Genomic DNA, 23,490 nt, shown 5'->3' with positions numbered 1-23,490 from the left:
AGTGCAAAGCCAAGTTATGCTGCTTCCCATGACGAACAAGCCGGTCCCCACTCCACTCACGCGCCGTGTGGGCGAAGCCGTCCGCGAGGCGCGCACCCGCCTGGGGCTCTCCGCGCCCGAGGTCGCCAGGCGCTGCGCCGACCTCGGCGTGCCGATCCCGCCCACCGCGATCAACAAGATCGAGACGGCCGGGCGCGGCAGCCTGAAGATCGAGGAGGTTCTCGCGCTCGCCGTAGCGCTGAACCTGCCTGTCGCTTCCCTCCTGGTGCCGCTCGGGACGGAGGCCGCCACCGACCTGCTGCCGAACCTGCACCTCTCCAGCTGGGAGGCCGTTCAGCTGATCACCGGCGAGGGCGGCGCGGGCAACGAGCCGGAGGGCAGCCCGCGCTTCACGCTCGCGATGTTCCGCGAGCACGAGGTCGACGTGCAGACGGCGACGATCTCCACTACAGCCGCCCGCGAGTGGCGGGAGCAGGCAGGCAGGTCCTCCGTCGGGTCGGACAGATACGACCAGCTGACCCGCCAGGCGGCCGAGATGGAGCGCATCGCCCGCGAGGACTGCCGCCGCCTACTGGATACCCGTCAACGAATGCGCGACCTCGGCCTGCACCCGGCACCGCTGCCGGAGCACCTTGCATTTGTCGCCCAGGAAGAGGAGGTGCCCAACTGAAGGGCTCCATAACCCGCACGTGCTACTGCCGGGACTCGAAGACCGGCGCTCTCTACACCGCGTCAAACCCCTGCCCCAAGCTCAGGGCTCCCACGCACGGCAAGTGGTCCGTGCGCCAGGAGGTCGCCCCGGACGCCGAGGGCAAGCGCCGACAGTTCCGCCGCACCGGCTTCGAGACGTCGAAGGAGGCGCAGAAGGAGCTGGACCGGGTCCGGGCGCTCCTCGCCCTGGCGGACGAGGACGATCCCGATGCGCTGACCCGCGTCAGCGACCTGATCATGCTGTGCCAGAAGGAGCGCTCGCCGCTCCCGACCCCGGAGAACACTGCCCGGCTGCTGCGGGCAAAGGTCAAGCTGACCAGCCGCATCACGGTCGGCGAGTGGCTGGATTTCTGGCTCAAGGGCAAGAAGAAGCTCCGGCCTACGGGATCGACGCGCTATGACGTTGATATCCGCTGCCACCTCAAGCCGCGCATCGGCGACAAGCGACTGGACCAGCTGACCATTGAGCACCTCGACGAGATGTTCGAGGGAATCGACGCGACCAACGCGGAGATCCTGGAGCAGAACGCTCAGCGGCGGCAGGCCCTCGCGGACCTCAAGCTGATCCAGGGCCGGGCGGCGCGCCGGACCGCCCGCGAGGCCATCGCCGCCATGCCGCCCTTCCGCCGGGTCACGGGGCTGTCCTCACAGCACCACATCAAGGCCACGCTGCGGGTTGCGCTGAACGCCGCGATCACCCGGCAGTTGATCACCTTCAATCCCGCGCAGCACGTCGAGCTGACGACCGCGCCGAAGCCCAAGGCCCTGGTCTGGACGGCGGCCCGCATCGCCGAGTGGGAGCGGACCGGGAAGAGGCCGTCCCCGGTTATGGTCTGGACTCCGGACCAGGCCGGCGTGTTCCTCGACCACGTCTCCGACCACCGGCTCTATGCGCTGTGGCACCTGTTCTGCTTCCGGGGCCCGCGCCGGGGCGAGGGCGTCGGCGCCCGCTGGGTCGACTTCGACGAGGACAACCGGTCCCTGTCGGTGGAGACCCAGCTCGTGCAGCTGGGCTGGAGCGTCTTGGAGGGCGAGCCGAAGACCGCCAGCGGTGTTCGCATCGTCGCCCTGGACCTGGACACCACCAGCGTCCTGGTACACCACCGGGCGCTGCAGAAGGCGGAGCGGCTCCGCTTCGGCCCCGGATGGGCCGACACGGGCCGCATGTTCGTGGAGGAGGACGGCACCTGGCTCCACCCGGGCAAGGTCAGCGACCTCTTCGGCCGCCTGGTGGAGGAGGCCGGCCTCCCGCCGGTCCGGCTGCACGACCTTCGGCACCTGGCCGCCACGCTCGCTCTGGTGGCGGGCATCGACCCCAAGGTCGTCTCGGAGATGCTCGGCCACAGCGACACGGCCATCACCCGCGACATCTACCAGACCGTCCTGGACGACATCGCGCGGGAGGCGGCCGAGGCCGTCGTGAAGCTCGTCCCCCGCCGCAAGGCGGTCTACCCTCGGCCCGGCATCGTCGTCGCCTGACCCTCCACCGACAGCGCCCGCCAGGAGATTCTTCCTGGCGGGCGCTGTCGTTCCAGGAGGCTGCATCGGTGCAAAATTTCACGCTCCGTCACCGAGCAGCGGGGGTGCGATGGATGCCGCGAGGCTCGGCGGCCGAGGCCCCGCCGAGTCCGCCTTGACGGCACTCTGGAGCTCCGGGCAATTTTCGGGCAATTTCCTGGCATGTACGCGCCATGGTCTAGACCACACAATTGATCATGTACACGAAAAAGCCCAGGTCAGAGAGTATCTGACCTGGGCCTCGATGAGCCGCCTATGGGATTCGAACCCATGACCTACGCATTACGAGTGCGTTGCTCTGGCCAACTGAGCTAAGGCGGCACCGCTGCCCGGACGTTTGCCCTGGCCTGGTGGGGTCAAGGGTCGCATCGGCAACGCGGGCCAGTCTACACAGTTTCGGGGGGTGATCCGTACCGGCGGGTCGGCGGGTGGATCACGGGTGGATCAGGCGGAGGAGACGGCGAGCTTGGCGGCGAAGCCGGCGAAGACGAGGGCGACGCTGCTGGTGAGGCCGGCGGAGAGGCGCTTGCGGCGGCGGAAGGCGTTGGCGAGGTTGGTGCCGGTGAAGATCACCAGGGAGAGGTAGAGGAAGGAGAAGGTCTGGAGGATGCCGCCGAGGAGGATGAAGGACAGGGCGGGGGCGCCGTAGCCGGTGTCGACGAACTGGGTGAAGAAGGAGAGCAGGAAGAGGATCGCCTTCGGGTTGAGCAGGCTGACCACCAGGGCCCGGCGGAACGGCCGCTCGGCGTCGGTGGCGGCGTCCTCCTCCGTCGCGGAGTCGGAGATCACGTGCCGCTCGCGCCACAACTGCCGGGCGGCCCGCAGCATGCCGAAGCCGATCCACAGCAGGTAGCCCGCACCGCCGAACTTCACGACGGCGAACACCGCCGGGTTGGCCCGCAGCAGGGAGGCCGCGCCGATCGAGGTGAGGCTGATCAGGGTGAGGTCGCCGAGGAAGACGCCGCACGCGGCGCGGTAGCCGGTGCGTATGCCCTTGCGGGCGGCGACGGACAGCACGTACAGCGAGTTGGGTCCGGGCAGCAGGACGATGACCAGCGCGCCGATGACGTACGTGGTCAGGTCGTGGACTCCGAGCACGGCGGGCTCCAGGGCTCAGAAACGGGGAGGGGCTGCGCCATGCTATCCGCCAGCCCCGTCACCCGTTAACACTCCTGACAGCCCGAGGAACAGCCACCGGCCGAGGCCTGCCAGGATGAACAGCCACCGGAGGAGGCCCGCTCAGGAGGAGCAGATCGTCCCGGTGGTCGGGGCCTCGCCGCCGAGCAGGTAGCGGTTGACCGCGGTGTCGATGCAGGTGTTGCGCCGGCCGTAGGCGGTGTGGCCGTCGCCGTCGTAGGTGAGCAGGCGCCCCGACTCGAGCTGCCCGGCCAGGGACTTGGCCCAGGCGTACGGGGTGGCGGGGTCGCGGGTGGTGCCGACCACGACGATCGGGGCGGCGCCCGCGGCGCGGATGGTGTGCGGGGCGCCGGTGGCCTTGACCGGCCAGTAGGCACAGCCGAGGGCCATCCAGGCCATGTCGCGGCCGAAGTGCCCGGACGCCTGCTGGAAGTCGGGCACGGCGGTCTGCACCGCGGTCGGGTCGGCGAACGGAGCGGGCAGGTCGAGGCAGTTCACGGCCATGTTGGCGAACATCAGGTTGGGGTAGCGGCCCTCCGCGCTGCGCTCGTAGTACTGGTCGGACAGGTCGAGCAGGGCCCCGCCGTCGCCGGCCTCGGCGGCGGTGAGCGCGTCGCGCAGGGTGGGCCAGAGCGCCTCGGTGTACATCGCCTGGATCACGCCGGTGGTGGCCAGCGCCTCGGTGAGCTTGCGGCCCGACTCGGCGGGCAGCGGCTGGGCGTCGATCTTCGTGAACAGGGCGTTGAGTCGGTCGCCGACCTCCTGTTCGCTGTGGCCGAGCGGGCAGTCCTCGCGCTTGGCGCAGTCCTTCGCGAACGCCGCCCAGGCCGTCTCGAAACCACCCGCCTGGGTACGGTTCCCGGCCCGGGAGTCGAGGGACGGGTCGACCGCTCCGTCGAGCACCATCTTGCCCACCCGGCTGGGGAACAGGCCCGCGTACGTGGAGCCGAGGAAGGTGCCGTACGACTTGCCGACGTAGCTGAGCTTCTGGTCGCCGACCAGCGCCCGCAGCACGTCCATGTCGCGGGCCGCCTCCACGGTGGAGACGTGGCCGAGCACGTCGCCGGACTTCTGCGCGCAGGCCGCCGCGAACTCCTTGTCGGCGGCGACCAGCGTGTCGATCTCCGACTGGTTGTCAGGAGTGATGTCGGTGGCGGTGTACGCGTCCATCCGGTCGCCGCTCAAACAGGTCACCGGCGCGGACTGGCCAGCCCCGCGCGGATCGAAGCCCACCAGGTCGTAGGTGGAGCGCACCCCGGCGTCGTAGCCCGGCGCGACCGCGCGCACGTAGTCGACCGCCGAACCGCCCGGCCCGCCCGGGTTGAGCAGCAGCGACCCCAGGCGATGCGCCGGGTCGGTGGCGGGCCGGCGGATCGCGGCCAGCGTCAGGTCGTGGCCGTCACCGGGGTGCGCGTAGTCCAGCGGCACCTTGAAGGTGGTGCACTCGAAGTCGCCGTTGCACGACTGCCAGCTCAACTGCTGCGCGTAGTAAGGGGCGAGGCCGGCCGGGATCTCCGCGGGCAGCGGCTCCAGCGGCGTGGCCCCGGCCGCCGGCGCGACCGCCCCACCCGGCAGGCCGTCACTCGACACACCCGTCGGCGACACCGCGGAGCCCGAGGTGCAGCCGGACAGCAGCACGGCAGCGGACAACACGGCAGCCGACGCGACCCGACGGGACCGGGCAGCTCGCATGGATGGGTCCTCTCCCCTTGACTCCGACTCGACGCCGGAACCCCGAGCCTAGCGGCCCGCCCCGCCGCCACCCGGTACCCGACCCGGCCGCCCACCCCCGCCTGGCCGATCATCCGACCGGAATTGACCCGCCCGGCGCTACCCCCATCGCCCGGACCCCGACAACCCCCGCGGACCCGTCACTGCTTGGCCAGCCCCTCCGCCAGGTACTGCACCGCGACCCGGACCAGCCGCAGCCGCTCCCGGTCCGCCGTGTAGTCCTGCACGATGTCGGAGATCCTCACCTCGGCCTTCGCCGCCCGACCGGTGCCGCCGCGCAGAGCCGTCTGCAGCTTGTGCGCGGCGGCCAGCCCGTCGGCGTCGTTCTTCGCCGCGGCCAGCAGCAGCTTCGCGGTCGCCGACTCCGGGGCCTCGGCCGCGGCCGCGGTGAGCGCGGCGGCGTCGTACCGGCCGGAGACCGCGGCGGCGGCGCCGTACAGGTCGGGGCGGGCCAGCCCGGCGGCGGCCGCGCACGGGGCGCCTCCGTCCACGCCGAGCACGCTCCAGCCGCCCGGACCGGCCGGCAGGGTGCGGAACGCCGCGCCGACCGCCGTCCGCAGCGCCGCGTCATCGGCGACCGCCTGCGGCGCGGCGGCCACCAGGTCGCACGGGTGGCCGGTACCGCTTGGCGCCTCGGGGGCGACCACCACGAACGGCCGCGCCTTGCCGAGCTTCACCGCGGACGCCACCCCGTCGAAGACGTCCGGCAGATCGGCGTCGGCGGTCCGCCCGGCCGTACCGGAGTGCAGCACGATCACCGGGAACCGCGCCGCCGTGTCCTGCTGGTACTGGGCCGGCAGCCACACCCGCACCGTCCGCGGCCGCCCGTCCGGACCGGCCACCGTCCCCTGCCGAAGCTCCCCGCCGGCCACCTGCCCGACCACCCCGAACGCCGTCACCGAAACAGCCACGGACGGGGACGCGGACGCGGAAGGTGCCGAGGTCCCGGGCGACGGCCCGCCGGACACCTCCATGGCCCGGTCCACGCTGCCCGCCACCGGCTGTTCCTCCGCACCGACGGTGGCCGCCGCATCGCGCAGCGCCCCGCCCACGGACGGGCGGCCCAGCAGCACCGCCACCGCCAGCGCGCTCACGCCCATCAGGCACAGCGCCGCCGCGCCCGCCCGCACCAGCACCGGCCGGACCTCCGCCGCCAGCTCGTACCGCTGCGCGGCCCGCAGGTCCCGCCACCGCACCATCGCCGACCGGGCCAGCCACCCGCCCGTCACCGCGGCCACCAGCAACAACAGAACGAGGAGCGGACGGGGCATGGGCGCACCACCTCGGGAAAGGACCGGCTGCCGGACGCAACGGCGTGGTCAGTGCACAGGGTGCAAGACGTCACGCCCCGAGGCCCCCGGGCGGTACGGGCGACTCCCGACGTTCACTCGAACGAGCGACCTGACGCGGCATCAGCCGACGACCCGTCAGCGACCGGCCCAGCACGCCCCGCACACAGACCAAGCCCCCCGCACCGCTAGCCCGCGCGCAGCGCCACCGTCATCGCCTCCACCGCGAGCAGCGGGTCGACGTTGCGGTCCAGCGCCTCCCGGCAGGCCAGCACCGCCTCGATCCGGCGCAGCGTGTTCTCCGGGCGGCCGTCCTCGGCGACCCGTTGCAGCGCGGGGCGCTGGTCCTCGTTGGCCAGGGCGCCGCCCGCGCCGAACTGCAGGGCGAGCACGTCGCGGTAGAAGCCGAGCAGGTCGCCGAGGGCCACGTTCAGGGTCTCGCGGCGGGTCCGGGTGGCCCGGCTCTTCTGACGCTTCTCCAGCTCCTTCACCGCACCGGCCATCCCGCGCGGCGCCCGGCTGCCCTCGGCGGCGCCGTACGCGGCCCGCAGGTCGTCGGTCTCCTTGGCGTCCTGCGTCTCGGCGAGCGCCTCGGCGTCCGCCTTCGCGGTGTCCACCAGCCGCTGCGCGGCGGCCAGGCAGCCGCCCAGGTCGGCGACCTCCAGCGGGATCCGCAGCACCTCCGACCGCCGCGACCTGGCCTGCTCGTCCACCGCCAGGCGGCGCGAGCGGTCGATGTCGCCCTGCGCGGCCAGCGCGGCCAGCCGGGCCGTCCCGGGCTCCACGCCGTCCCGGCGGACCAGCATGTCCGCCACCGCCTCCGCCTCGGGCGTCCGCAGCACCAGCAGTCGGCAGCGTGACCGGATGGTCGGCAGGACGTCCTGCACGGACGGCGCGCACAGCAGCCACACCGTCCGCGGCGAGGGCTCCTCGACGCCCTTCAGCAGCGCGTTCGCCGCGGCTTCGGTCAGCCGGTGCGCGGCGTCGATCAGGATCACCGACCAACGACCGCCGGTCGGGTAGCTGGCGGCCCGTAGCACCAGGGCGCGCATGTCACCGACGCCGATCGACAGGCCGTCGGTCCGCACCTGCTTCACGTCGGCGTGGCTCCCGGACAGCACGGTGTGGCAGCCGTCGCAGAACCCGCAGCCCGGCGTGCCGCCCAGCTCCAGGTCCGGGCTGGTGCACTGCAGCGCCGCCGCGAACGCCCGCGCCGCCGTCACCTGCCCCGCCCCGGGCGGGCCGGTGAACAGCCAGGCGTGCGTCATCAGCGAGGCGTTCCCACCCGGGATCCCCGCCACCTGGCCGCGCCCGGCCGACACCGTCGCCCGTGCGGCCCGAGCAGCGGCCTCCAGCTGCTCGACCACCCGGTCCTGCCCGACCAGGTCGTCCCACACACTCACGCCGCGCTCCTACTCGCCGTCCACCGGCACCGAGCCTAACGCCGCCGACGGACACGGCCGCCCGGACAACGGGAACGGGGGCCCCGGAAGGCCCCCGTCGCCAAGCACTCCACCGCTGAGCCTCGGACGTCAGTCCTTGCGGCGGCGCCACCCACGGCGCGGCTGCTCGTCCTGCTCCGGCTCCGGCGCGTCGACCTCCCAGCGGGCCCACTCCTCGCGCGAGCCGAGCAGCGAGTCGGTCAGGCTCGGCAGGTCGTCCATCGGGGTCTCCTCCGCCCAGTCCGGACGCGGTCGCAGCTCCCGGGTACGGGTCGAGTCGTCCTCGTCGCGGAACAGCCCCGGCGGCACCCGGTCCGCCGCGCCGTCCTCGGGCTTCGGCGATGCCTTCGGCTCCGCCTTGGGCAGGACCGCAGTCTCGTCGGCGGCCGGCACCGCAGGCAGCACCGCGGTCTCCTCCGTCCCCGGCACCGCAGGAAGCACGGCCGTCTCGTCGGCCGCCGGCACCGCAGGCACCACGGGCAGCACCGCCGTCGACCCGCCCGACGCACCGTCAGCCGACGCACCGTCAGCCGGCGAGGCGTCAGCCCGCTTCGCCGCCTCGACCGCGGCCTTCCGCTCGGCCTCCGGAATCTCCCGGGTCACCTCGCCGTCGGCCTTGTCGCCCGCACCGCCGCCCGCCGCCACCTGCGGCAGCTCCGCCGTCACCGCGTCACCGGACTCGGCCGCAGCACCGGTTGCAGCACCCACCGCAGCAGCCTCCGCAGCCAGCCGCGCCGTCTCCGCGCGCTGCAGCGCCTCCTCGGCGCGGCGCCGCTGCTCCTCGCGCTGCAGCTCCCGCTGCCGCTGGAACTCGGCCCGTGCGGCCTCCTCCGCGGCGGCCAGCCGTGCGGCCTCAGCCTCGGCAGCCCGGCGCTTCTCGTCCGCGGCCCGGCGCTCGGCCTCCTCGGCAGCCTTCTTCGCGGCCTCCGCCTCCGCGGCGCGCCGGGCGTCGGCCTCGGCCCGCAGCCGCGCCTCCTCGGCGACCCGGGCGGCTTCCTCCGCGGCCAGCCGGTCCTTCTCGGCCTGCTCGCGCCGCAGGTCCTCCAGCAGGGCGACCCGCTTGCGCTCGGCCTCCTCGGCGGCCTTCTTCGCGGCCTCCGCCTCGGCGGCGCGGCGGGCGGCAGCCTCGCGGGCCACCCGCTCCTGCTCGGTCTTGGCGGCCTTCTCGTGGTCGGAGAGCGGCAGCTCGCGGTCGAGGCGGTGGCGGATCGAGGTGGTGACGGCGGCGGCGGCCTGCGAGCCGTCGACCACCAGGTACCGGGCGGGGTCGGCGGCGGCGAGCGCCAGGAAGCCGGACCGGACCCGCTGGTGGAACTCGGTGGGCTCGGACTCCAGCCGGTCCAGGGCCTCGGTGAAACGATCCCGCGCGGCGTCCGGGTCGACGTCCAGCACGACGGTCAGGTCCGGCACCAGCCCGCCGGTCGCCCAGCGGGAGATCCGCGCGACCTCGGTGGCGGCGAGGTCCCGGCCGGCGCCCTGGTAGGCGATCGAGGAGTCCATGTACCGGTCGGTGATGACCACGGCGCCGCGCTCCAGCGCGGGCCGGATCACGTTCTCGACGTGCTCGGCGCGGTCGGCGGCGTAGATCAGCGCCTCGGCACGGTGCGACAGGCCGGTGTTGCCGACGTCCAGCACCAGCGCGCGCAGCCGCTGCCCGATCGGGCTGCCGCCGGGCTCGCGGGTGAGCACCACCTCGTGGCCCTTGGCGCGGATCCACTCCGCGAGGGCCTGCGCCTGGGTGGACTTGCCGGCGCCGTCGCCGCCCTCCAGGGCGATGAAGTAGCCCTGGCCGGCCGCCCGGTGCGGCGCGATCTCGGCGTTGCCGCGGACCGCCTGGGCCAGCTCCCGGCCGAACGGGACCACGCCGCGCTGGTCGTCGGTCTTCAGCAGGACGACGGCGGCGAGCACCAGGGTGAGCAGTCCGGCGGTGGAGACGGCCAGCGCGGCCCCTCCGTGGATGAAGGTGAAGCTGCCGGTGCGCTCCTGGCCGAAGGCGACCTCGCCGTAGGCGGCGGCCAGCAGCGGCATGGCGACCAGCGAGGCGCCGACCACGGTGCGCAGCACCGCGTACAGGTGCTCGGTGACCTTGCCGAGGCGGATCTCCTCGATCTCCTGGGCGAGCAGGCCGCGGCCGGTGGCGATCACCACGCCGGCGGCGAGGCCGGCCAGCACGGTGAGCAGCAGCACCAGGACGAAGTCCAGCACCAGGCCGGCGAGGATCAGCGCCACGCCCTCGGTGACCAGGCCGAGCGCGAGCAGCCGGCGGCGGGACAGGCCCGGGAGGGTGGCCCGGCTGAGCCGGATGCCGAGCGCGGGCGAGCCGGCGGCGGCCAGTACCAGCAGGCCGTAGCCGATCGGCCCGGCGCGGTGCTCGACGGCGGTGAGCAGGCCGAGTGAGGCGACGCCGGCCATCGTGGCGTACGCGGCGGCGATCGAGAAGGTGAAGTACGGGGCGGAGCCGGTGCGGCCCTTCTTCAGGGACGGTCCGGGGGTCGCGTCGGTGGGCGCGCGCAGGCCCTGCAGCGGGGAGCGCGGCCGGGTGTCGGCCCCGGCGGGCAGCTCCTGGAGGTACAGCAGCGCGGCGTTGGTGACGAACAGTGCGGCCGCGCCGAGCGCGGCGCAGGTGACCTGGTGGTCGCGCAGCCAGTCCAGGCCGAGCGCGGCGAGCACGTTGCTGAGCAGGGTGAAGGCGACCAACCCGGTGGCGGCGAGCGGCAGCGCGGCCCAGCCGGTGCGGGCGTCGAGGGTGCGGACGGCGTCCAGCGAGGCGGCGGACGGCGGTCCGGGCTGCTCGGGGACGGCCAGCAGGGCGGGGACGGCGGCGGCCTTGCCGATGGTCCAGATCCGCTCGGCGGCACCGGCCAGGAACGCGGTGCCGAGCAGCACCCAGGTGGCGGAGCCCGGCGCCCAGATCGCCCACCAGGGGGCGAGGCCGATCAGCACGGCCCGGGCCAGGTCGGAGCCGAGCAGCGCCCAGCGCCGGTCGATCCGGCCGCCGACCAGTGCGTGCACCGGGCCGAGCAGCGCCGCGCCGATCAGGCCGGTGGCCAGCAGCCGGGCGGCGAAGAGCGCGGCGACGGCGAGCGCGAGGGCCCGGTAGCCGTGCCCGAACTGCTCGCCGAGCGCGGCGGCGACCACCACCAGCGGGACGAGCAGCAGTACGCCCAGCCGGTCCGCGGTCCCGCCGAGCAGCTGGGTGGTCCACAGCTTCCGGTAGGGCCGCAGCCTCAGCAGCGCACGGGCCCGCTCGCCGGGTGTCCCGGCGGGAGCGACCTCGGGGAGGCCGGGTGCGGCGGTGCGTGCGGTGGGGGGCAGCTCCTCGGACGTCATACGGTCAGCGTAGCGAGTGCCGGGCACGGAGATTAACGGGCCCGCCCGGATTCGAACAGGCCCGTTACGGAGTGTCCGTCAGCTCTCCTCGGAGCCCTTGGCGGCCGTGGTCTTCTTCGCGGCGGTGGTCTTCTTCGCCGCCGCGGTCTTCTTGGTGGCCGCCGTGGTCTTCTTGGCCGCGGTCTTCTTCGCCGCCGTCTTGGTCGCGGTGGTGGCCTTCTTGGCGGGGGCCTTCTTCGCCGGGGCCTTCTTGGCGGTCTTCTTCACCGGTCCGCGGGCCCGCTTCTCGGCGAGCAGCTCGAAGGCCCGCTCGGGGGTGATGGTCTCGACCTCGTCGTCCTTGCGGAGCGTCGCGTTGGTCTCCCCGTCGGTGACGTAGGGACCGAACCGGCCGTCCTTGACCACCACCGGCTTCTCGCTGACCGGGTCGTTGCCGAGTTCCTTGAGCGGCGCGGCGGCCGCGGCCCGCCCGCGCTGCTTGGGCTGGGCGTAGATCGCCAGCGCCTCCTCCAGCGTGATGCTGAGCAGCTGGTCCTCGCTGGTCAGCGAGCGGGAGTCGGTGCCGCGCTTGAGGTACGGGCCGTAGCGGCCGTTCTGCGCGGTGATCTCGTTGCCCTCGGCGTCGGCGCCGACCACCCGGGGCAGCGACAGCAGCCGCAGCGCGTCCTCGAGCGTGACGGAGTCCAGGTCCATGGTCTTGAACAGCGAGGCGGTGCGCGGCTTGACGGCGTTCTTGCCGGTCTTCGGGGTGCCCTCGGGCAGCACCTCGGTGACGTACGGGCCGTACCGGCCGTCCTTGGCGACCAGCGGGTTGCCGCTCACCGGGTCGGTGCCGAGGCTGCGCTCGCCGCTGGGCTTGGCCAGCAGTTCCTCGGCGAGGTCGACGGTGAGCTCGTCCGGCGGCAGCTCGTCGGGGATGTCGGCGCGCTGGCCGGGCTCGCCCTCGACCGTGGAGGGGCGCTCCACGTACGGGCCGTAGCGGCCGACCCGGAGCACCAGGCCCTCGCCGATCGGGAAGGAGCTGATCTCCCGGGCGTCGATCGCGCCGAGGTCGGTGACCAGCTCCTTCAGTCCGCCGAGGTGGTCGCCGTCGCCGTTGCCGGCCTCGGCGGCGGTACCGGCGCCGTCGCCCTCACCGAAGTAGAAGCGCTTCAGCCACGGCACGGACTCGGCCTGGCCGGCCGCGATCCGGTCGAGGTCGTCCTCCATCCGCGCCGTGAAGTCGTAGTCGACGAGCCGGCCGAAGTGCTTCTCCAGCAGGTTGACCACGGCGAAGGACAGGAAGGACGGCACCAGGGCGGTGCCCTTCTTGAAGACGTACTTCCGGTTGATGATCGTGTCGATGATCGAGGCGTAGGTGGACGGGCGGCCGATCTCCCGGTCCTCCAGCTCCTTGACCAGCGACGCCTCGGTGTAGCGGGCCGGCGGCTTGGTGGCGTGGCCCTCGGGGGTGATCCGCTCGGCCGCCAGCGGGTCGCCCTCGGTGACCTGGGGCAGCCGGCGCTCGCGGTCGTCCAGCTCGGCGTTGGGGTCGTCGGCGCCCTCCACGTAGGCCTTCAGGAAGCCGTGGAAGGTGATGATCTTGCCGGAGGCGGAGAACTCGGCGTCCCGGCCGTCCGCGGAGCGCCCGCCGACCTTGACGGTGACGGACTGACCGACCGCGTCCTTCATCTGCGAGGCGACGGTGCGCATCCAGATCAGCTCGTACAGCCGGAAGTCGTCGCCGGAGAGGCTGGTCTCGGCGGGCGTGCGGAACCGGTCGCCGGACGGGCGGATCGCCTCGTGCGCCTCCTGCGCGTTCTTCACCTTGGACGCGTAGGTGCGCGGCGCGTCCGGCAGGTAGTCGGCCCCGTACAGCTGGGTGACCTGGGCGCGGGCGGCGTTGATCGCGGTGTCCGACAGCGTGGTGGAGTCGGTACGCATGTAGGTGATGAAGCCGTTCTCGTACAGCTTCTGCGCCACCTGCATGGTCCGCTTGGCACCGAAGCCCAGCTTGCGGCTGGCCTCCTGCTGCAGCGTGGTGGTGCGGAACGGCGCGTACGGGGAGCGGCGGTACGGCTTGGACTCGACGCTGCGGACGCTGAACGCGGACTGCTCCAGCGCGGCGGCGAGCGTGCGGGCGGCCTGCTCGTCGAGCTGCAGGGTGTTCGCGGCGTTCTTGAGCTGCCCGTCGGAGCCGAAGTCGCGGCCGGTGGCGACGCGCTTGCCGTCGACGGTGATCAGGCGGGCGCCGAAGGTCTCCGGGCTCGCCGCGTCGGCGGCCGTGCGGCCGGTGCCGAAGGTGGCGACCAGGTCCCAGTACGAGGCGGAGGTGAAGGCCATCCGCTCGCGCTCGCGCTCGACCACCAGGCGGGTGGCCACCGACTGGACGCGGCCCGCCGAAAGCTTCGGCATGACCTTCTTCCACAGCACCGGGGAGACCTCGTAGCCGTAGAGGCGGTCCAGGATGCGGCGGGTCTCCTGCGCGTCGACCAGGCGCTGGTTGAGGTCGCGCGGGTTGCGCACGGCCTCCTGGATCGCGTCCTTGGTGATCTCGTGGAAGACCATCCGGTGCACCGGCACCTTGGGCTTCAGCACTTCCTGCAGGTGCCACGCGATGGCCTCGCCCTCGCGGTCCTCATCGGTGGCGAGGTAGAGCTCGTCGGACTCCTTGAGCAGCGACTTCAGCTTCGTGACCTGGGACTTCTTGTCCGGGTTGACCACGTAGATGGGAGCGAAGTCGTGGTCCACGTCGACTCCGAGGCGGCGCACCTCGCCGGTGTACTCGTCCGGGACCTCGGCGGCCGTGCCGGGCAGGTCGCGGATGTGACCGACGCTGGCCTCGACGATGTAGCCGGGCCCGAGGTAGCCCTTGATCGTCTTGGCCTTGGCCGGCGACTCGACGATGACGAGTCGCTTGCCGTGGGCGGTCTCGCTGCTCGGGGACACCTTCGCTCTTCTCTCCCGGTCGTTTACCTGAGCTCTGGCCGTTTACCTAAGCCCTTGGGCTGCCGCAGCGCGACGGCCCCACCAGCGGAGTGTGACCGTACCCTGGCCACCCTTGTCAAACGGACGGATACCGCTTTTTCACCGGCAAGGCCGACCGACGCCACTCGAACGGTAACCCGATGAGACGCGTTCGGGCATGTCTTTCCCCGGCAAGCGGGCCAGGGCGGCGGGCGGTGCGGCGGGTGTGGGGGACGGCCGGAACCGGACCCCGGGCAGGCCGGGTCGGCACGTGCGGAGAAGGCCGGAGCAGCGCGGCGGGGTCGTTTCGTCAGCGGAACGCGACGGCGAACAGGGTCAGCCCGCCGGCCAGCGCCGAGCTGCCGAGCACCGCCCAGAACAGGTCGGCGGGCAGGGTCGACAGGTCCTGGTGGGCGGCCAGCACCACCCGGTCCGGGCGCCGCGGGTCGTAGGCGACCTGGACGGCGGCGCCCGGCACCAGCCGCGGCGGACGGCGCAACGGGGTGTGTCCGCGCGGGCGGGCCAGCACCAGCCGGCCGTCCTCGGCGAACGCGCCGGCGGGGCGCAGCTCGTGCACCGCGGCGAGCCGGCCGCCGGGCGGGTCGGCGGAGTGCGGGTCGGTCAGGTAGGAGAGCAGCGGGCTGCCGTCGAGGGCCTCCGCGGGCTCCCGGTCGGCCACCACCTGTGCGGTGGCGGCCACCCCGTGCCTACGCAGCCGGTGGCGAAGTCGCAGTTCCACGGCGCACCACAGCAGCAGTGCGCTCCCGAAGATCGTCAGGACCGCCCCGCCCACCAGCGTCGTCGGCGTCTCCACCCGGCCCTCCCCCGCGCTGTCCACAGCCTGTGGACGACCAGCCTGGCATCCGGTGGACAACCCGCGGTGGACTTCCGGCATACGGGGGGCGACCCGACGGCGACCTCGCAGTGAACGCGACGGGGACGGGTCCTGACGGCATGTCACCGTCCGGGCGCGAGCGTCACGGTCCGGCAACCCGCGTCACAGCCGGGAAACCGACCAAACCGCGGGGCGGGGTGCGCACGTGTCCACCACCGAAGGACACCACCGGCACCGCCCCCACGAGAGGTAACCGCCATGAACACCCGTCGCCTGCTCGGCACCGCCGCCCTGCTGACCGCCGCCGTCGCCACGCTGACCGCCTGCGACCCCTCCGACGCCCCCGCCGCGCCGGGCGCCACCGCCTCGGCCACCGCGAGTGCCACCGCGGGCGCCACCCCCTCGACCGCCCCCACCGCGTCCGTCAAGCCGACCGCGAGCACCAGCGCCAAGCCGTCCGCTGCGAAGCCCTCCGCGAGCCACACCGGTGCCGCGCCGGCGAACTGCACCACCGCGGCCCAGCGGCCCGGTCACCGCGTGATCAACGTCACCGCCGGAACGGCCGACAAGCTGACCGCCACCGCGACCACGTTCATCTGCGGCCCGGACATCGACAACGACGGCTACTACCAGGCGACCGGCGCCGCTTCCAGCTACTCGTTCGCCTCCGGTGCGACCGCCCAACTGGTCACCGTCTCGGGGGCGGTGGGCACCGGCCCGGTCTCCGTCGCCGCGCTGGTCCAGCACGTCAACGACTGCGCGGCGCACCACGAGCCCGCCGCGCCGTACTCCTGCTTCGGCGGGATGTACGACATCACCACCGACGCCTCCGGCAAGATCACCGCGATCACCGAGCTCTACCACCCGTGACCTGTCGGTGCGTTCAGCGCACCGGCTCGATGAAGCCCTGCTCGGTGAGCAGCCGCAGCGACTCCGGAACCCGGTCGCGCAGCGCCACCCGGTCCTCACCGAGCAGTTGGGCGATCGCGTCGACGATCTCGCCCGCCGCGAGGGTGCCGTCGCAGACGCCGACGAAGCCCGCGCCGACGGTGTCCACCTTGGTGGCCCGTCGCATGCCCCGGTTGTGACGGAGGATCACGTGTTCCGGGTCCTCCGAGCCGGGCTCGCCGACCTGCTCCTGGACCACCTCGTCGGCGAGCAGGAAGCGGGCGGCCAGCAGGTCCGCGTCGTCCCGGCTGCGCAGGAAGTCCTGCCGGGCGAACCACTCGTCGATGTGCGGGCCGAGCGGCTGCTCCACGGGGTGCGGCCAGTCCTCGATCCGCACCACGGGGTCGGTCGCGCCGGACGCCCGCAGGGTGATCCAGCCGAAGCCGATGCCCTCCACCCCGGCCTCCTCGAAGCCGTCCAGCCACTGCTCGTACCGGGCCAGGTAGTCCTCGCCCAGGTGGTCGCCGCCGTCCCGCAGCCACAGCTCGGCGTACTGCGCGACGTCCTGCACCTCGCGCTGCACCACCCAGGCGTCCAGCCCGGTGCCGGCCACCCAGCCGGTCAGCCGCTCGTGCCAGTCCTCGCCCTTGACGTGCTGCCAGTTCGCCAGCAGCTGGCAGTAGCCGCCGGGTTCCAGGTGCGCGGCGGCGCCGCGGACCACGCTGCGGCACAGCTCGTCCCCGGCCATCCCGCCGTCCCGGTAGGTGAACCGGCCCGCCGGGGAGATCACGAACGGCGGGTTGGAGACGATCAGGTCGAACCGGCGGTCGCCGATCGGCTCGTACAGGCTGCCCTCGGCGGTGGCCACGTTGTCGAAGCCGGAGAGCGCCGCGGTCAGCCGGGTGAAGTGCAGGGCGCGCGGGTTGAGGTCGGTGGCGGTCACCCGCTGGGCGTGCCGGGCCGCGTGCAGCGACTGCACCCCGGAACCGGAGCCCAGGTCCAGCACCTCGCGCACCGGCCGACGCACCGTCAGGTTGGCGAGCGTGGTGGACGCGCCGCCCACCCCGAGCACCAGGTCGCGCCGGGCGACCCCGGCCGCGGTCTGCCCGGAGCCGATCCCGCCGGCCCCGCCGACCGCGCAGCCCAGGTCCGACACCACCCAGGCGTCCGCGCTGGGCTGGCCCGCCACCTCGTCGGCGTACGGCCGCACGTCCACGGTGGCGCGCACCTGCTCGCCGTCCGGCTGCAGCCAGCCGTCCGCCAGCAGCCCCTCGATCGGCAGCGCCGCCGCGGCGGCCGCTCGCGGCACCGGCTGCTGCAGCAGGAACAGCCGCACCAGCGTCTCCAACGGCGACCCGCCACGGGTCGCCCGCAGCGCCGGGACCGCCTCGCTGCGCGCCAGGGCGGCGTACGCCGTCGGCCCGAGCAGGTCCAGGCAGCCGTCCGCGGTGAAGGACGCCTTGAGCAGCGCCTCCCGCAGCTCCACCATCCGGCCAGAATCAAGAACGGGGCTACTCGTCACCCCGCCATTCTCCCCCGCCCGGCGGGCCCGCCTCGACGCAGCGCCGCCACCCGGCGAGCCGACGGGCCGTCAGGGCCCGGTCCGACGCTCCCCAGGCCCGCGCAAGCGCCCTGACGTCGGCTCTCGCGTCCGTTCTCGCGTCAGCTCTTCTTGGGCGAGGGCGAACCGGCGGCGGGCGAACCGGCGGCGGGCGTGGATGCCGGAGCACCGGACGCGGGAGCCGACGGCGCGCCGGACGCGGGGGCCGACGGGGCCGCGTCACCCCCCGCGGAGGCGCCGGCGGAGGCACCGGCCGAGGGCGCCGCGGCGGGGCCGGACGCCTTGCAGCCGGGCTGCTTCTTGATCGCATCGCCGAGGTCGCCGCTCTGCAGGATCGCCATCGCGCCCGTCGACACCTGGGCGAGCTGCTGCACCTGGTCGCCGACGCTGCGCAGCCCGTCCGCGAACTTGGCCTGGTCCGCGCTGGACAGCCCGTCCAGCTTCTTCTGCGCGTCCTGGTAGCCCTTGGCCACCTGCTTCAGCTCGTTGACGGCGTCCTGGGAGACCTTCGGACCGTTGTCGATCTTCGGCGCGCCGGCCTTCTGCACCGCGTCGGCCAGCTGCTGGTTGGTGGTGGCGAGCGCGGCGAGGTCCGCCGACAGCCGCTTCTGCAGCTCCGCCGGGGCCTCGCCGTCCTTGACGTTGCCGGTGTCCGCGAGCGCCGCCCGGGACTGCGCGATCGGGTCCCGGACGGCGTCGCAGACGTTCTTCGCCCAGCCGTCGAGCTTCGCCGAGTCGTCGGCGGAGCAGCCGACTGCGGCGAGCGCGAGCAGCGCGCCGAGCGCGGAGACGGTCACGAGTCGCTTCTTCATCGGGGCCCTTTCGGTCGCTGACACCCGGTACCGGGCGCCGACCAGCGAACCTACACGCCCGCCCGGACGCGCCGAACCCGAAGCCCGGACCCGGCACCATCCGCGCAGCTCAGCAACGACTCGGCGCGGGCTCCCTCAGACCCGGTCGACGGCCCGCTCGACCACCCGCTCGACCCGGATCGCGTCGCCCGGACGCACCGTCCGCAGCACCTGCGGGTCCTGGTCGAGGCGGCCCAGCAGGTTGCACGGGCTCGCCAGCCGGCACTCCCCGGCCCGGGAGATCGGCGTCTCGCCGTACGGCAGCGCCAGGCTGTCCCCGTCGGTCCAGAAGGCGACCGTCCCGGGCTCCACCACCTGCCGGGCGTCGGCCTCGCGCGGCACGCTCACCGGCGTGCCGAAGTACACCTCCTCGCCCCAGGTACTGGCCTGCGAGGAGATCGGCAGCGCGGCCCAGAGCGCCTCGGCGGTCGGGGTCGCGCGCAGTTCGGCGGTGGCCTGGCCGGCGGGCCACAGGATGCGTATCCGCATGGGAAGTTCCGTCCCTACTCGATTCCAACCGGTCGCGCCGGAGAGCAGGGAACCCGGAACTTCAACAATCTGTCAATGGGCGACGGACGGTGGTGTCAGACCGCGACCGAGGCGGGAGTGACGGGCCAGCTCATGCGGATCACGCCACCCTCGTTGCCGTTGCCCACCTCGACGTCCTCCACCAGGCCGGTGATCACCGCCAGGCCGAGCGCGTCCTCGTCCTCCGGGTCGCCGCCCGCGGCCGCTCCGCCGGGGTGCGCCGGGCCGGCCTCGTCCTCGACCTCGATGAGAAAACGCTTCTCCTGCTCGATCAGCGCGACCCGGACCGCTCCGTCCACGGCGTTGCGCTGGTGCAGCGCCACCGCGCGGGAGCACGCCTCGCCCACCGCGAGCCGGACCTCGTCGAGCACCGACTCGTCCACCCCGGCCCTTCTGGCCACCGCGGCGGCCACCAGCCGGGCGGTGCGCACGTGCTCGGGAAGCGCGCTGAATCGAAGTTCGACGGTTGCCATGTCTCCCCTCCGGGGTTGCTCCCCACCACCGGAGACACGCTCCGGACGGCGGAGGCGGGAACACCGATCCACCGGACGGCGGGCACGGGGCCGAGCCGACCGGCAGCCGGTCGATCGAGAAAGGCGGTTCGGTACGACGACGTCAGTCCGGCCGAACCGGTCGGACCGACGTCGGATCGGACGACGTCAGTCGGTCGCCGCGACGGCCTCGTCCACCGAGTTGTGGATCGGGAACACCTTGGTGAGGCCGGTGATGCGGAAGATCTTGAGGATGCGCTCCTGGTTGCAGACCAGGCGCAGCGAACCCTCGTGGGCACGCACCCGCTTCAAGCCGCCGACCAGCACGCCCAGCCCGGTGGAGTCGAGGAAGTCGACGCCCTCCATGTCAACGACCAGGTGGTAGTTGCCGTCGTTGACGAGCTCGACCAGCTGCTCGCGCAGCTTGGGGGCGGTGTACACATCGATCTCGCCGCCAACCTCGACGACCGTGCGATCGCCGACAGTACGGGTCGACAGGGACAGGTCCACGGAACCTCCAGCACCTTGCCTTGCTACGTCATTGCGATCATCAGCCCGGCGGCTGCCACCGCATGGTCGCAGGGCCAGGGCGCGGCAAACCGGCAGGTCGGAGCCTCAGCGTCGGGGCCCTCGGCCGTGCGGCCGTCACGCGCTCATTCAACCACCTGCGACCATGGCCGCACGATGGTTAACAGCGATTCTCCGTCACGCCGGTGACACACTGGGTCTTCATGCCGCCCCGTCAACACCAGCCCGAGGCCCTGCTCGCGACCCTTTCCACCGAGCGCGGCCGGTTGGACCGCCTCACCCATACGGAGCACTTGCCCGCGCGTGAGGCCCGCTATGCCCCCTGGCCTGAAGGAATCCGCCAGGAGGTGGTGGCGGCGGCGTCCAAGCTCGGCGTGGTGCTGCCCTGGGCGCACCAGGCCGAGGCGATGGACCTGGCCGCCGCGGGGCGGACCACGGTGATCGCCACCGGCACCGCCTCGGGCAAGTCGCTCGGCTATCTGGCCCCGGTGCTGAGCGAACTCCTGACCGGAACCGAGGCCCGCAACGGGCGTGGCGCGACCGCGCTGTACCTCGCCCCGACCAAGGCGCTCGCCGCCGACCAGCGCCGGCGCGCCGCCGAACTCGTCCCCGACCGGGTCCGGGTGGCGCTCTACGACGGCGACACCCCGCCCGAGGAACGCGAGTGGGTCCGCCAGTACGCCTCGTACGTGCTGACCAACCCGGACATGCTGCACCGCGGCATACTCCCCGCCCATCCGCGCTGGGCCTCCTTCCTCAAGGCGCTGACGTACGTGGTGATCGACGAGTGCCACACCTACCGCGGGGTGTTCGGCTCGCACGTCGCCCAGGTGCTGCGCCGGCTGCGGCGGCTGTGCGCCCGCTACGGCGCGTCGCCGACCTTCGTGCTGGCCTCGGCCACCACCGCGGAACCGGCCGTCACCGCGCACCGGCTCACCGGCCTGCCCGCGGACGCGGTCACCGAGGACTCCTCGCCGCGCGGCCCGCTGGTCTTCGCGCTGTGGGAGCCACCGTTGACCGAGAACGTCGGCGAACACGGCGCGCCGGTCCGCCGCACCGCCACCGCCGAGGCCGGCTACCTGCTCACCGACCTGGTGCACGGCGGCACCCGCACCGTGGTCTTCGTCCGCTCGCGGCGGGCCGCCGAACTGGTCGCCCTGCAGGCCCAGGAGCAACTCGGCCAGCCGCTGGCCGCCCGGGTCGCCGCCTACCGCGGCGGCTACCTGGCCGAGGAGCGCCGCGCCCTCGAACGCGACCTGCAGACCGGCCGGCTGCTCGGTGTCGCCTCCACCTCCGCCCTGGAACTCGGCGTCGACGTCTCCGGCCTGGACGCCGTCCTGCTGGCCGGCTACCCCGGCACCCGGGCCTCGCTCTGGCAGCAGGCCGGACGCGCCGGACGCGAGGGCCAGGGCGCGCTCGCCGTCCTGATCGCCCGCGACGACCCGCTGGACACGTACCTCGTCCACCATCCCGACGCGCTGTTCGCCACCCCGGTCGAGGCCACCGTCCTGGACCCCGACAACCCGCACGTGCTCGCCCCGCACCTGTGCGCCGCCGCGGCCGAACTCCCGCTCACCGACTCCGACCTGGAGCTGTTCGGCCCGTCCGCCGCGCCGCTGCTCCCGGTGCTGGAGCGGCGCGGACTGCTGCGCCGCCGACCGGACGGCTCCTGGTACTGGACCCGCCGGGAACGCGCCGTGGACGGCGTCGACCTGCGCGGCAGCGGCGGCAGCCCCGTGCAGATCGTCGAGGCGGACACCGGGCGACTGCTCGGCACCGTGGACGCCGAGGCCGCCCACACCACCGTGCACACCGGCGCGGTCCACCTCCACCAGGGCCGCACCTACCTGGTCCGCGACTTCGACCTGGACTCCTCGGTCGCCCTGGTCTCCGCCGCCAACCCGCCGTACACCACCTCCGCCCGGGACGTCACCTCCATCTCGATCCTCGCCACCGACACCACCGAGGAGTGGGGCGAGGCCCGGCTCAGCTTCGGTTCGGTGGAGGTGGTCAACCAGGTCGTCGGGTACCTGCGCAAGCGGATCGCCACCGGCGAGATCCTCGGCGAGAGCAAGCTCGACCTGCCGCCCCGCACGCTGCGCACCCGGGCCGTCTGGTGGTCCGTCACCGAGGACCAACTCCTCGACGCCGACATCCCGTTCGACCAGCTCCCCGGCGCGGCCCACGCCGCCGAGCACGCCTCCATCGGACTCCTCCCACTCTTCGCCACCTGTGACCGCTGGGACATCGGCGGTGTCTCCGTCCCGCTCCATCCCGACACCGGCCTGCCCACCGTCTTCGTCTACGACGGCCACTCCGGCGGCGCCGGCTTCGCCGAGCGCGGCTTCCGCCGAGCCGCCGAATGGCTGACCGCCACCCGCGACGCGATCGCCGCCTGCGAGTGCGACCGCGGCTGCCCGTCCTGCGTCCAGTCCCCGAAGTGCGGCAACGGCAACGACCCCCTCGACAAGGCCGCCGCCATCCGCCTCCTGACGGTGCTGCTCGCCGCCGCGCCGACCGCAGCCGGGAACGCGGACGCAGACGGCGAGCCGACCGTCGAAGGCGAGACACCCGACGGCGCATCACCTCAGGCGAATTGACCATCCGTCACCTCGCCTTCACCCCAAGCCCAGATCGGACCCGCCCGGGCGCGTGCCCGGGCCGGGCCGACGGGGACGGGCAGGCCGTGGACCGGGACCTGGACGACCACCTCGACGGCGTCCTGACCGGGCAACACCGTGCAGGACACCAGCGTGGCGGAGCCCTGAGCCTGCGTCAGCCGTGCCGCACGTCCGCAGCCGCCGTCGGCGTCCAGCAGCAGCCGGTCGGCCGCAGCGAGGGCGGCGAGGTCCGCCGCCGACTCCGCCCGGTGCCGGGCCGCGACCACCGAGCCGAGCAGCAGACAGGCGGTGAAGACCGCGACACCCAACATCATCAGCGCCACCAGCCAGACCGTCGCCGAGCCACCGTCCGGTCCGCGCCGCCGGGCCCCGACCGGTCCGCGCACCTCACACCTCCACTCCCCCGGTCGCGCTGAGCACGTCCTCCCGGGCACCCACCGCCGTCGCGGAGAGCCGCACCGACAGCAGGGCGCCGAGACGCCCGGGGCCGGGGCACGGTGCCTGCACCGTCACCCGGGCCACCTCGGCCTCCAGCGAGACCGAGACGGTGGCCCCGCGCGGCGCCGCGGCTGCTGCCAGCGCCGCCGCACCGGCGTCACCCCTGGCAGCGGCCCGGGCGCCCACCCGGGCCGCGTCCACGCAGCGGATCTGCGCACCGGCCGCCACCACGCCCCACACCAGCATCGCCGCGAGCAGCACCAGCGCGGGGAGTCCGACCGCCGTCTCGGCCGTCACCATCCCGCCGTCCACCCGCCCGGCCCGGGCCACCGGACGACGGCGGATCCACCGGTCACACCACATGCAGCGCCCGATCGAGCAGTTCGGACAGCGCACCGGAGACCGTCCCGCTGGTCACCACCTTGTAGAGCACCGCCGCGAAGGCGCAGGCCGCCACGGTGCCGATCGCGTACTCGGCGGTGCTCATCCCGGCATCCCGCTGACCGGCCGTCACCTCCCGGTACCTGCGGCGCAACCGGCTACCCAGGCGTCGGACGGCGAGCGCGGGGTGGAACGGGCGGGTCAGCACGGAGATCGTCATGGTCGGAAATCCCTTTCTCGAAAGCGGTTCGGACAACTGGGTCG

The 23,490-nt window shown here is 73.5% G+C and carries 19 protein-coding genes and 1 tRNA gene; 4 read left to right on the top strand and 16 right to left on the bottom strand.

Translation table 11 applies throughout. The annotated features are described in order from the left end of the window. Positions 1-28: 28 nt before the first annotated feature. Entirely contained in the window at positions 29-670 is a 642-nt protein-coding gene (locus ACWD4U_RS07215; RefSeq protein ID WP_363454625.1) for a helix-turn-helix domain-containing protein, read from the top strand. Between the two features lie 110 nt (positions 671-780). Further along, a complete protein-coding gene (locus tag ACWD4U_RS07210) occupies positions 781-2,190 on the top strand; it encodes a tyrosine-type recombinase/integrase (RefSeq protein ID WP_363454623.1) in 1,410 nt (469 codons plus the stop codon). Positions 2,191-2,476: 286 nt separating this feature from the next. Here ACWD4U_RS07210 and ACWD4U_RS07205 read toward each other — a convergent pair. The 8 genes from ACWD4U_RS07205 to ACWD4U_RS07170 all read right to left on the bottom strand — a co-directional run bounded on the left by ACWD4U_RS07205 (position 2,477) and on the right by ACWD4U_RS07170 (position 14,918). Then, a tRNA-Thr gene (locus tag ACWD4U_RS07205) sits at positions 2,477-2,550 on the bottom strand. Between the two features lie 123 nt (positions 2,551-2,673). Further along, positions 2,674-3,327, bottom strand: a complete 654-nt coding sequence (gene leuE / locus ACWD4U_RS07200; protein ID WP_363454621.1) for a leucine efflux protein LeuE — start codon at positions 3,325-3,327, stop codon at positions 2,674-2,676. Positions 3,328-3,468: 141 nt separating this feature from the next. Beyond that, positions 3,469-5,058 carry an alpha/beta hydrolase gene (locus tag ACWD4U_RS07195; protein WP_363454619.1) on the bottom strand — a complete coding sequence of 530 codons (1,590 nt, stop codon included), beginning with the start codon at positions 5,056-5,058 and terminating at the stop codon, positions 3,469-3,471. A 179-nt stretch (positions 5,059-5,237) separates the two neighbouring features. Then, positions 5,238-6,368: a hypothetical protein gene (locus ACWD4U_RS07190; RefSeq protein ID WP_363454617.1), complete on the bottom strand. Its 1,131-nt coding sequence runs from the start codon at positions 6,366-6,368 to the stop codon at positions 5,238-5,240. Between the two features lie 206 nt (positions 6,369-6,574). Continuing rightward, a complete protein-coding gene (locus ACWD4U_RS07185) occupies positions 6,575-7,789 on the bottom strand; it encodes a DNA polymerase III subunit delta' (RefSeq protein ID WP_363454615.1) in 1,215 nt (404 codons plus the stop codon). Between the two features lie 129 nt (positions 7,790-7,918). Next, the gene (gene tmk / locus ACWD4U_RS07180; protein ID WP_363454613.1) at positions 7,919-11,158 is read right to left on the bottom strand and encodes a dTMP kinase; all 3,240 of its coding nucleotides are present in this window, start codon (positions 11,156-11,158) and stop codon (positions 7,919-7,921) included. A gap of 78 nt (positions 11,159-11,236) precedes the next feature. Then, the gene (gene topA, locus ACWD4U_RS07175) at positions 11,237-14,086 is read right to left on the bottom strand and encodes a type I DNA topoisomerase (RefSeq protein ID WP_363454611.1); all 2,850 of its coding nucleotides are present in this window, start codon (positions 14,084-14,086) and stop codon (positions 11,237-11,239) included. Positions 14,087-14,414: 328 nt separating this feature from the next. Then, on the bottom strand, positions 14,415-14,918 hold the full coding sequence (locus ACWD4U_RS07170) for a DUF3592 domain-containing protein (protein ID WP_363454609.1): 504 nt from the start codon (positions 14,916-14,918) through the stop codon (positions 14,415-14,417). A 279-nt stretch (positions 14,919-15,197) separates the two neighbouring features. Between ACWD4U_RS07170 and ACWD4U_RS07165 the strand changes: the two genes are divergently transcribed. Then, positions 15,198-15,809, top strand: coding sequence for a hypothetical protein (locus ACWD4U_RS07165; protein ID WP_363454607.1), 612 nt, complete (start codon positions 15,198-15,200; stop codon positions 15,807-15,809). A gap of 13 nt (positions 15,810-15,822) precedes the next feature. Here the strand turns inward: ACWD4U_RS07165 and ACWD4U_RS07160 are convergent, their stop codons facing one another. The 5 genes from ACWD4U_RS07160 to bldG form a co-directional block, all read right to left on the bottom strand. Continuing rightward, positions 15,823-17,316, bottom strand: coding sequence for a DUF7059 domain-containing protein (locus ACWD4U_RS07160; protein WP_363454605.1), 1,494 nt, complete (start codon positions 17,314-17,316; stop codon positions 15,823-15,825). 173 nt (positions 17,317-17,489) lie between these two features. Next, on the bottom strand, positions 17,490-18,200 hold the full coding sequence (locus ACWD4U_RS07155; protein WP_363454603.1) for a small secreted protein: 711 nt from the start codon (positions 18,198-18,200) through the stop codon (positions 17,490-17,492). A 135-nt stretch (positions 18,201-18,335) separates the two neighbouring features. Then, positions 18,336-18,728: a cyclophilin-like fold protein gene (locus ACWD4U_RS07150; RefSeq protein WP_363454601.1), complete on the bottom strand. Its 393-nt coding sequence runs from the start codon at positions 18,726-18,728 to the stop codon at positions 18,336-18,338. Between the two features lie 95 nt (positions 18,729-18,823). Beyond that, entirely contained in the window at positions 18,824-19,240 is a 417-nt protein-coding gene (locus ACWD4U_RS07145) for an ATP-binding protein (RefSeq protein WP_363454599.1), read from the bottom strand. Positions 19,241-19,426: 186 nt separating this feature from the next. After that, positions 19,427-19,768 carry an anti-sigma factor antagonist BldG gene (bldG, locus tag ACWD4U_RS07140; RefSeq protein ID WP_014136695.1) on the bottom strand — a complete coding sequence of 114 codons (342 nt, stop codon included), beginning with the start codon at positions 19,766-19,768 and terminating at the stop codon, positions 19,427-19,429. A gap of 221 nt (positions 19,769-19,989) precedes the next feature. Between bldG and ACWD4U_RS07135 the strand changes: the two genes are divergently transcribed. After that, positions 19,990-22,386 carry a DEAD/DEAH box helicase gene (locus ACWD4U_RS07135; protein WP_363454596.1) on the top strand — a complete coding sequence of 799 codons (2,397 nt, stop codon included), beginning with the start codon at positions 19,990-19,992 and terminating at the stop codon, positions 22,384-22,386. On the opposite strand, the gene ACWD4U_RS07130 is transcribed toward ACWD4U_RS07135, so the two are convergent. From ACWD4U_RS07130 to ACWD4U_RS07120, 3 genes are read right to left on the bottom strand one after another with little or no spacing between them, the layout of a single operon-like run. Then, positions 22,374-22,793 (bottom strand): Rv3654c family TadE-like protein, encoded by a 420-nt coding sequence (locus ACWD4U_RS07130; RefSeq protein ID WP_363454594.1) that lies wholly within the window; start codon positions 22,791-22,793, stop codon positions 22,374-22,376. The genes ACWD4U_RS07135 and ACWD4U_RS07130 overlap by 13 nt on opposite strands. Before the next feature lies 1 nt (position 22,794). Next, the gene (locus ACWD4U_RS07125; RefSeq protein WP_363454592.1) at positions 22,795-23,208 is read right to left on the bottom strand and encodes a TadE family type IV pilus minor pilin; all 414 of its coding nucleotides are present in this window, start codon (positions 23,206-23,208) and stop codon (positions 22,795-22,797) included. Beyond that, positions 23,198-23,446: a DUF4244 domain-containing protein gene (locus tag ACWD4U_RS07120; RefSeq protein ID WP_363454590.1), complete on the bottom strand. Its 249-nt coding sequence runs from the start codon at positions 23,444-23,446 to the stop codon at positions 23,198-23,200. Before ACWD4U_RS07120 ends, ACWD4U_RS07125 begins: the two co-directional genes overlap by 11 nt. Positions 23,447-23,490 lie beyond the last annotated feature (44 nt).

Source organism: Kitasatospora sp. NPDC002522 (assembly GCF_053595195.1).
Note: the sequence above shows the minus strand (reverse complement) of the source record. Positions and strands in the feature narration are given on the sequence as shown.

Coding starts and splice junctions, on each gene's coding strand:
- ACWD4U_RS07215 (WP_363454625.1), top strand. CDS start 29: ATGACGAACAAGCCGGTCCCCACTCCACTCACGCGCCGTGTGGGCGAA.
- ACWD4U_RS07195 (WP_363454619.1), bottom strand. CDS start 5,058: ATGCGAGCTGCCCGGTCCCGTCGGGTCGCGTCGGCTGCCGTGTTGTCC.
- ACWD4U_RS07190 (WP_363454617.1), bottom strand. CDS start 6,368: ATGCCCCGTCCGCTCCTCGTTCTGTTGTTGCTGGTGGCCGCGGTGACG.
- tmk (WP_363454613.1), bottom strand. CDS start 11,158: ATGACGTCCGAGGAGCTGCCCCCCACCGCACGCACCGCCGCACCCGGC.
- ACWD4U_RS07165 (WP_363454607.1), top strand. CDS start 15,198: ATGAACACCCGTCGCCTGCTCGGCACCGCCGCCCTGCTGACCGCCGCC.
- ACWD4U_RS07160 (WP_363454605.1), bottom strand. CDS start 17,316: ATGGTGGAGCTGCGGGAGGCGCTGCTCAAGGCGTCCTTCACCGCGGAC.
- ACWD4U_RS07155 (WP_363454603.1), bottom strand. CDS start 18,200: ATGAAGAAGCGACTCGTGACCGTCTCCGCGCTCGGCGCGCTGCTCGCG.
- ACWD4U_RS07150 (WP_363454601.1), bottom strand. CDS start 18,728: ATGCGGATACGCATCCTGTGGCCCGCCGGCCAGGCCACCGCCGAACTG.
- ACWD4U_RS07145 (WP_363454599.1), bottom strand. CDS start 19,240: ATGGCAACCGTCGAACTTCGATTCAGCGCGCTTCCCGAGCACGTGCGC.
- ACWD4U_RS07135 (WP_363454596.1), top strand. CDS start 19,990: ATGCCGCCCCGTCAACACCAGCCCGAGGCCCTGCTCGCGACCCTTTCC.
- ACWD4U_RS07125 (WP_363454592.1), bottom strand. CDS start 23,208: ATGTGGTGTGACCGGTGGATCCGCCGTCGTCCGGTGGCCCGGGCCGGG.
- ACWD4U_RS07120 (WP_363454590.1), bottom strand. CDS start 23,446: ATGACGATCTCCGTGCTGACCCGCCCGTTCCACCCCGCGCTCGCCGTC.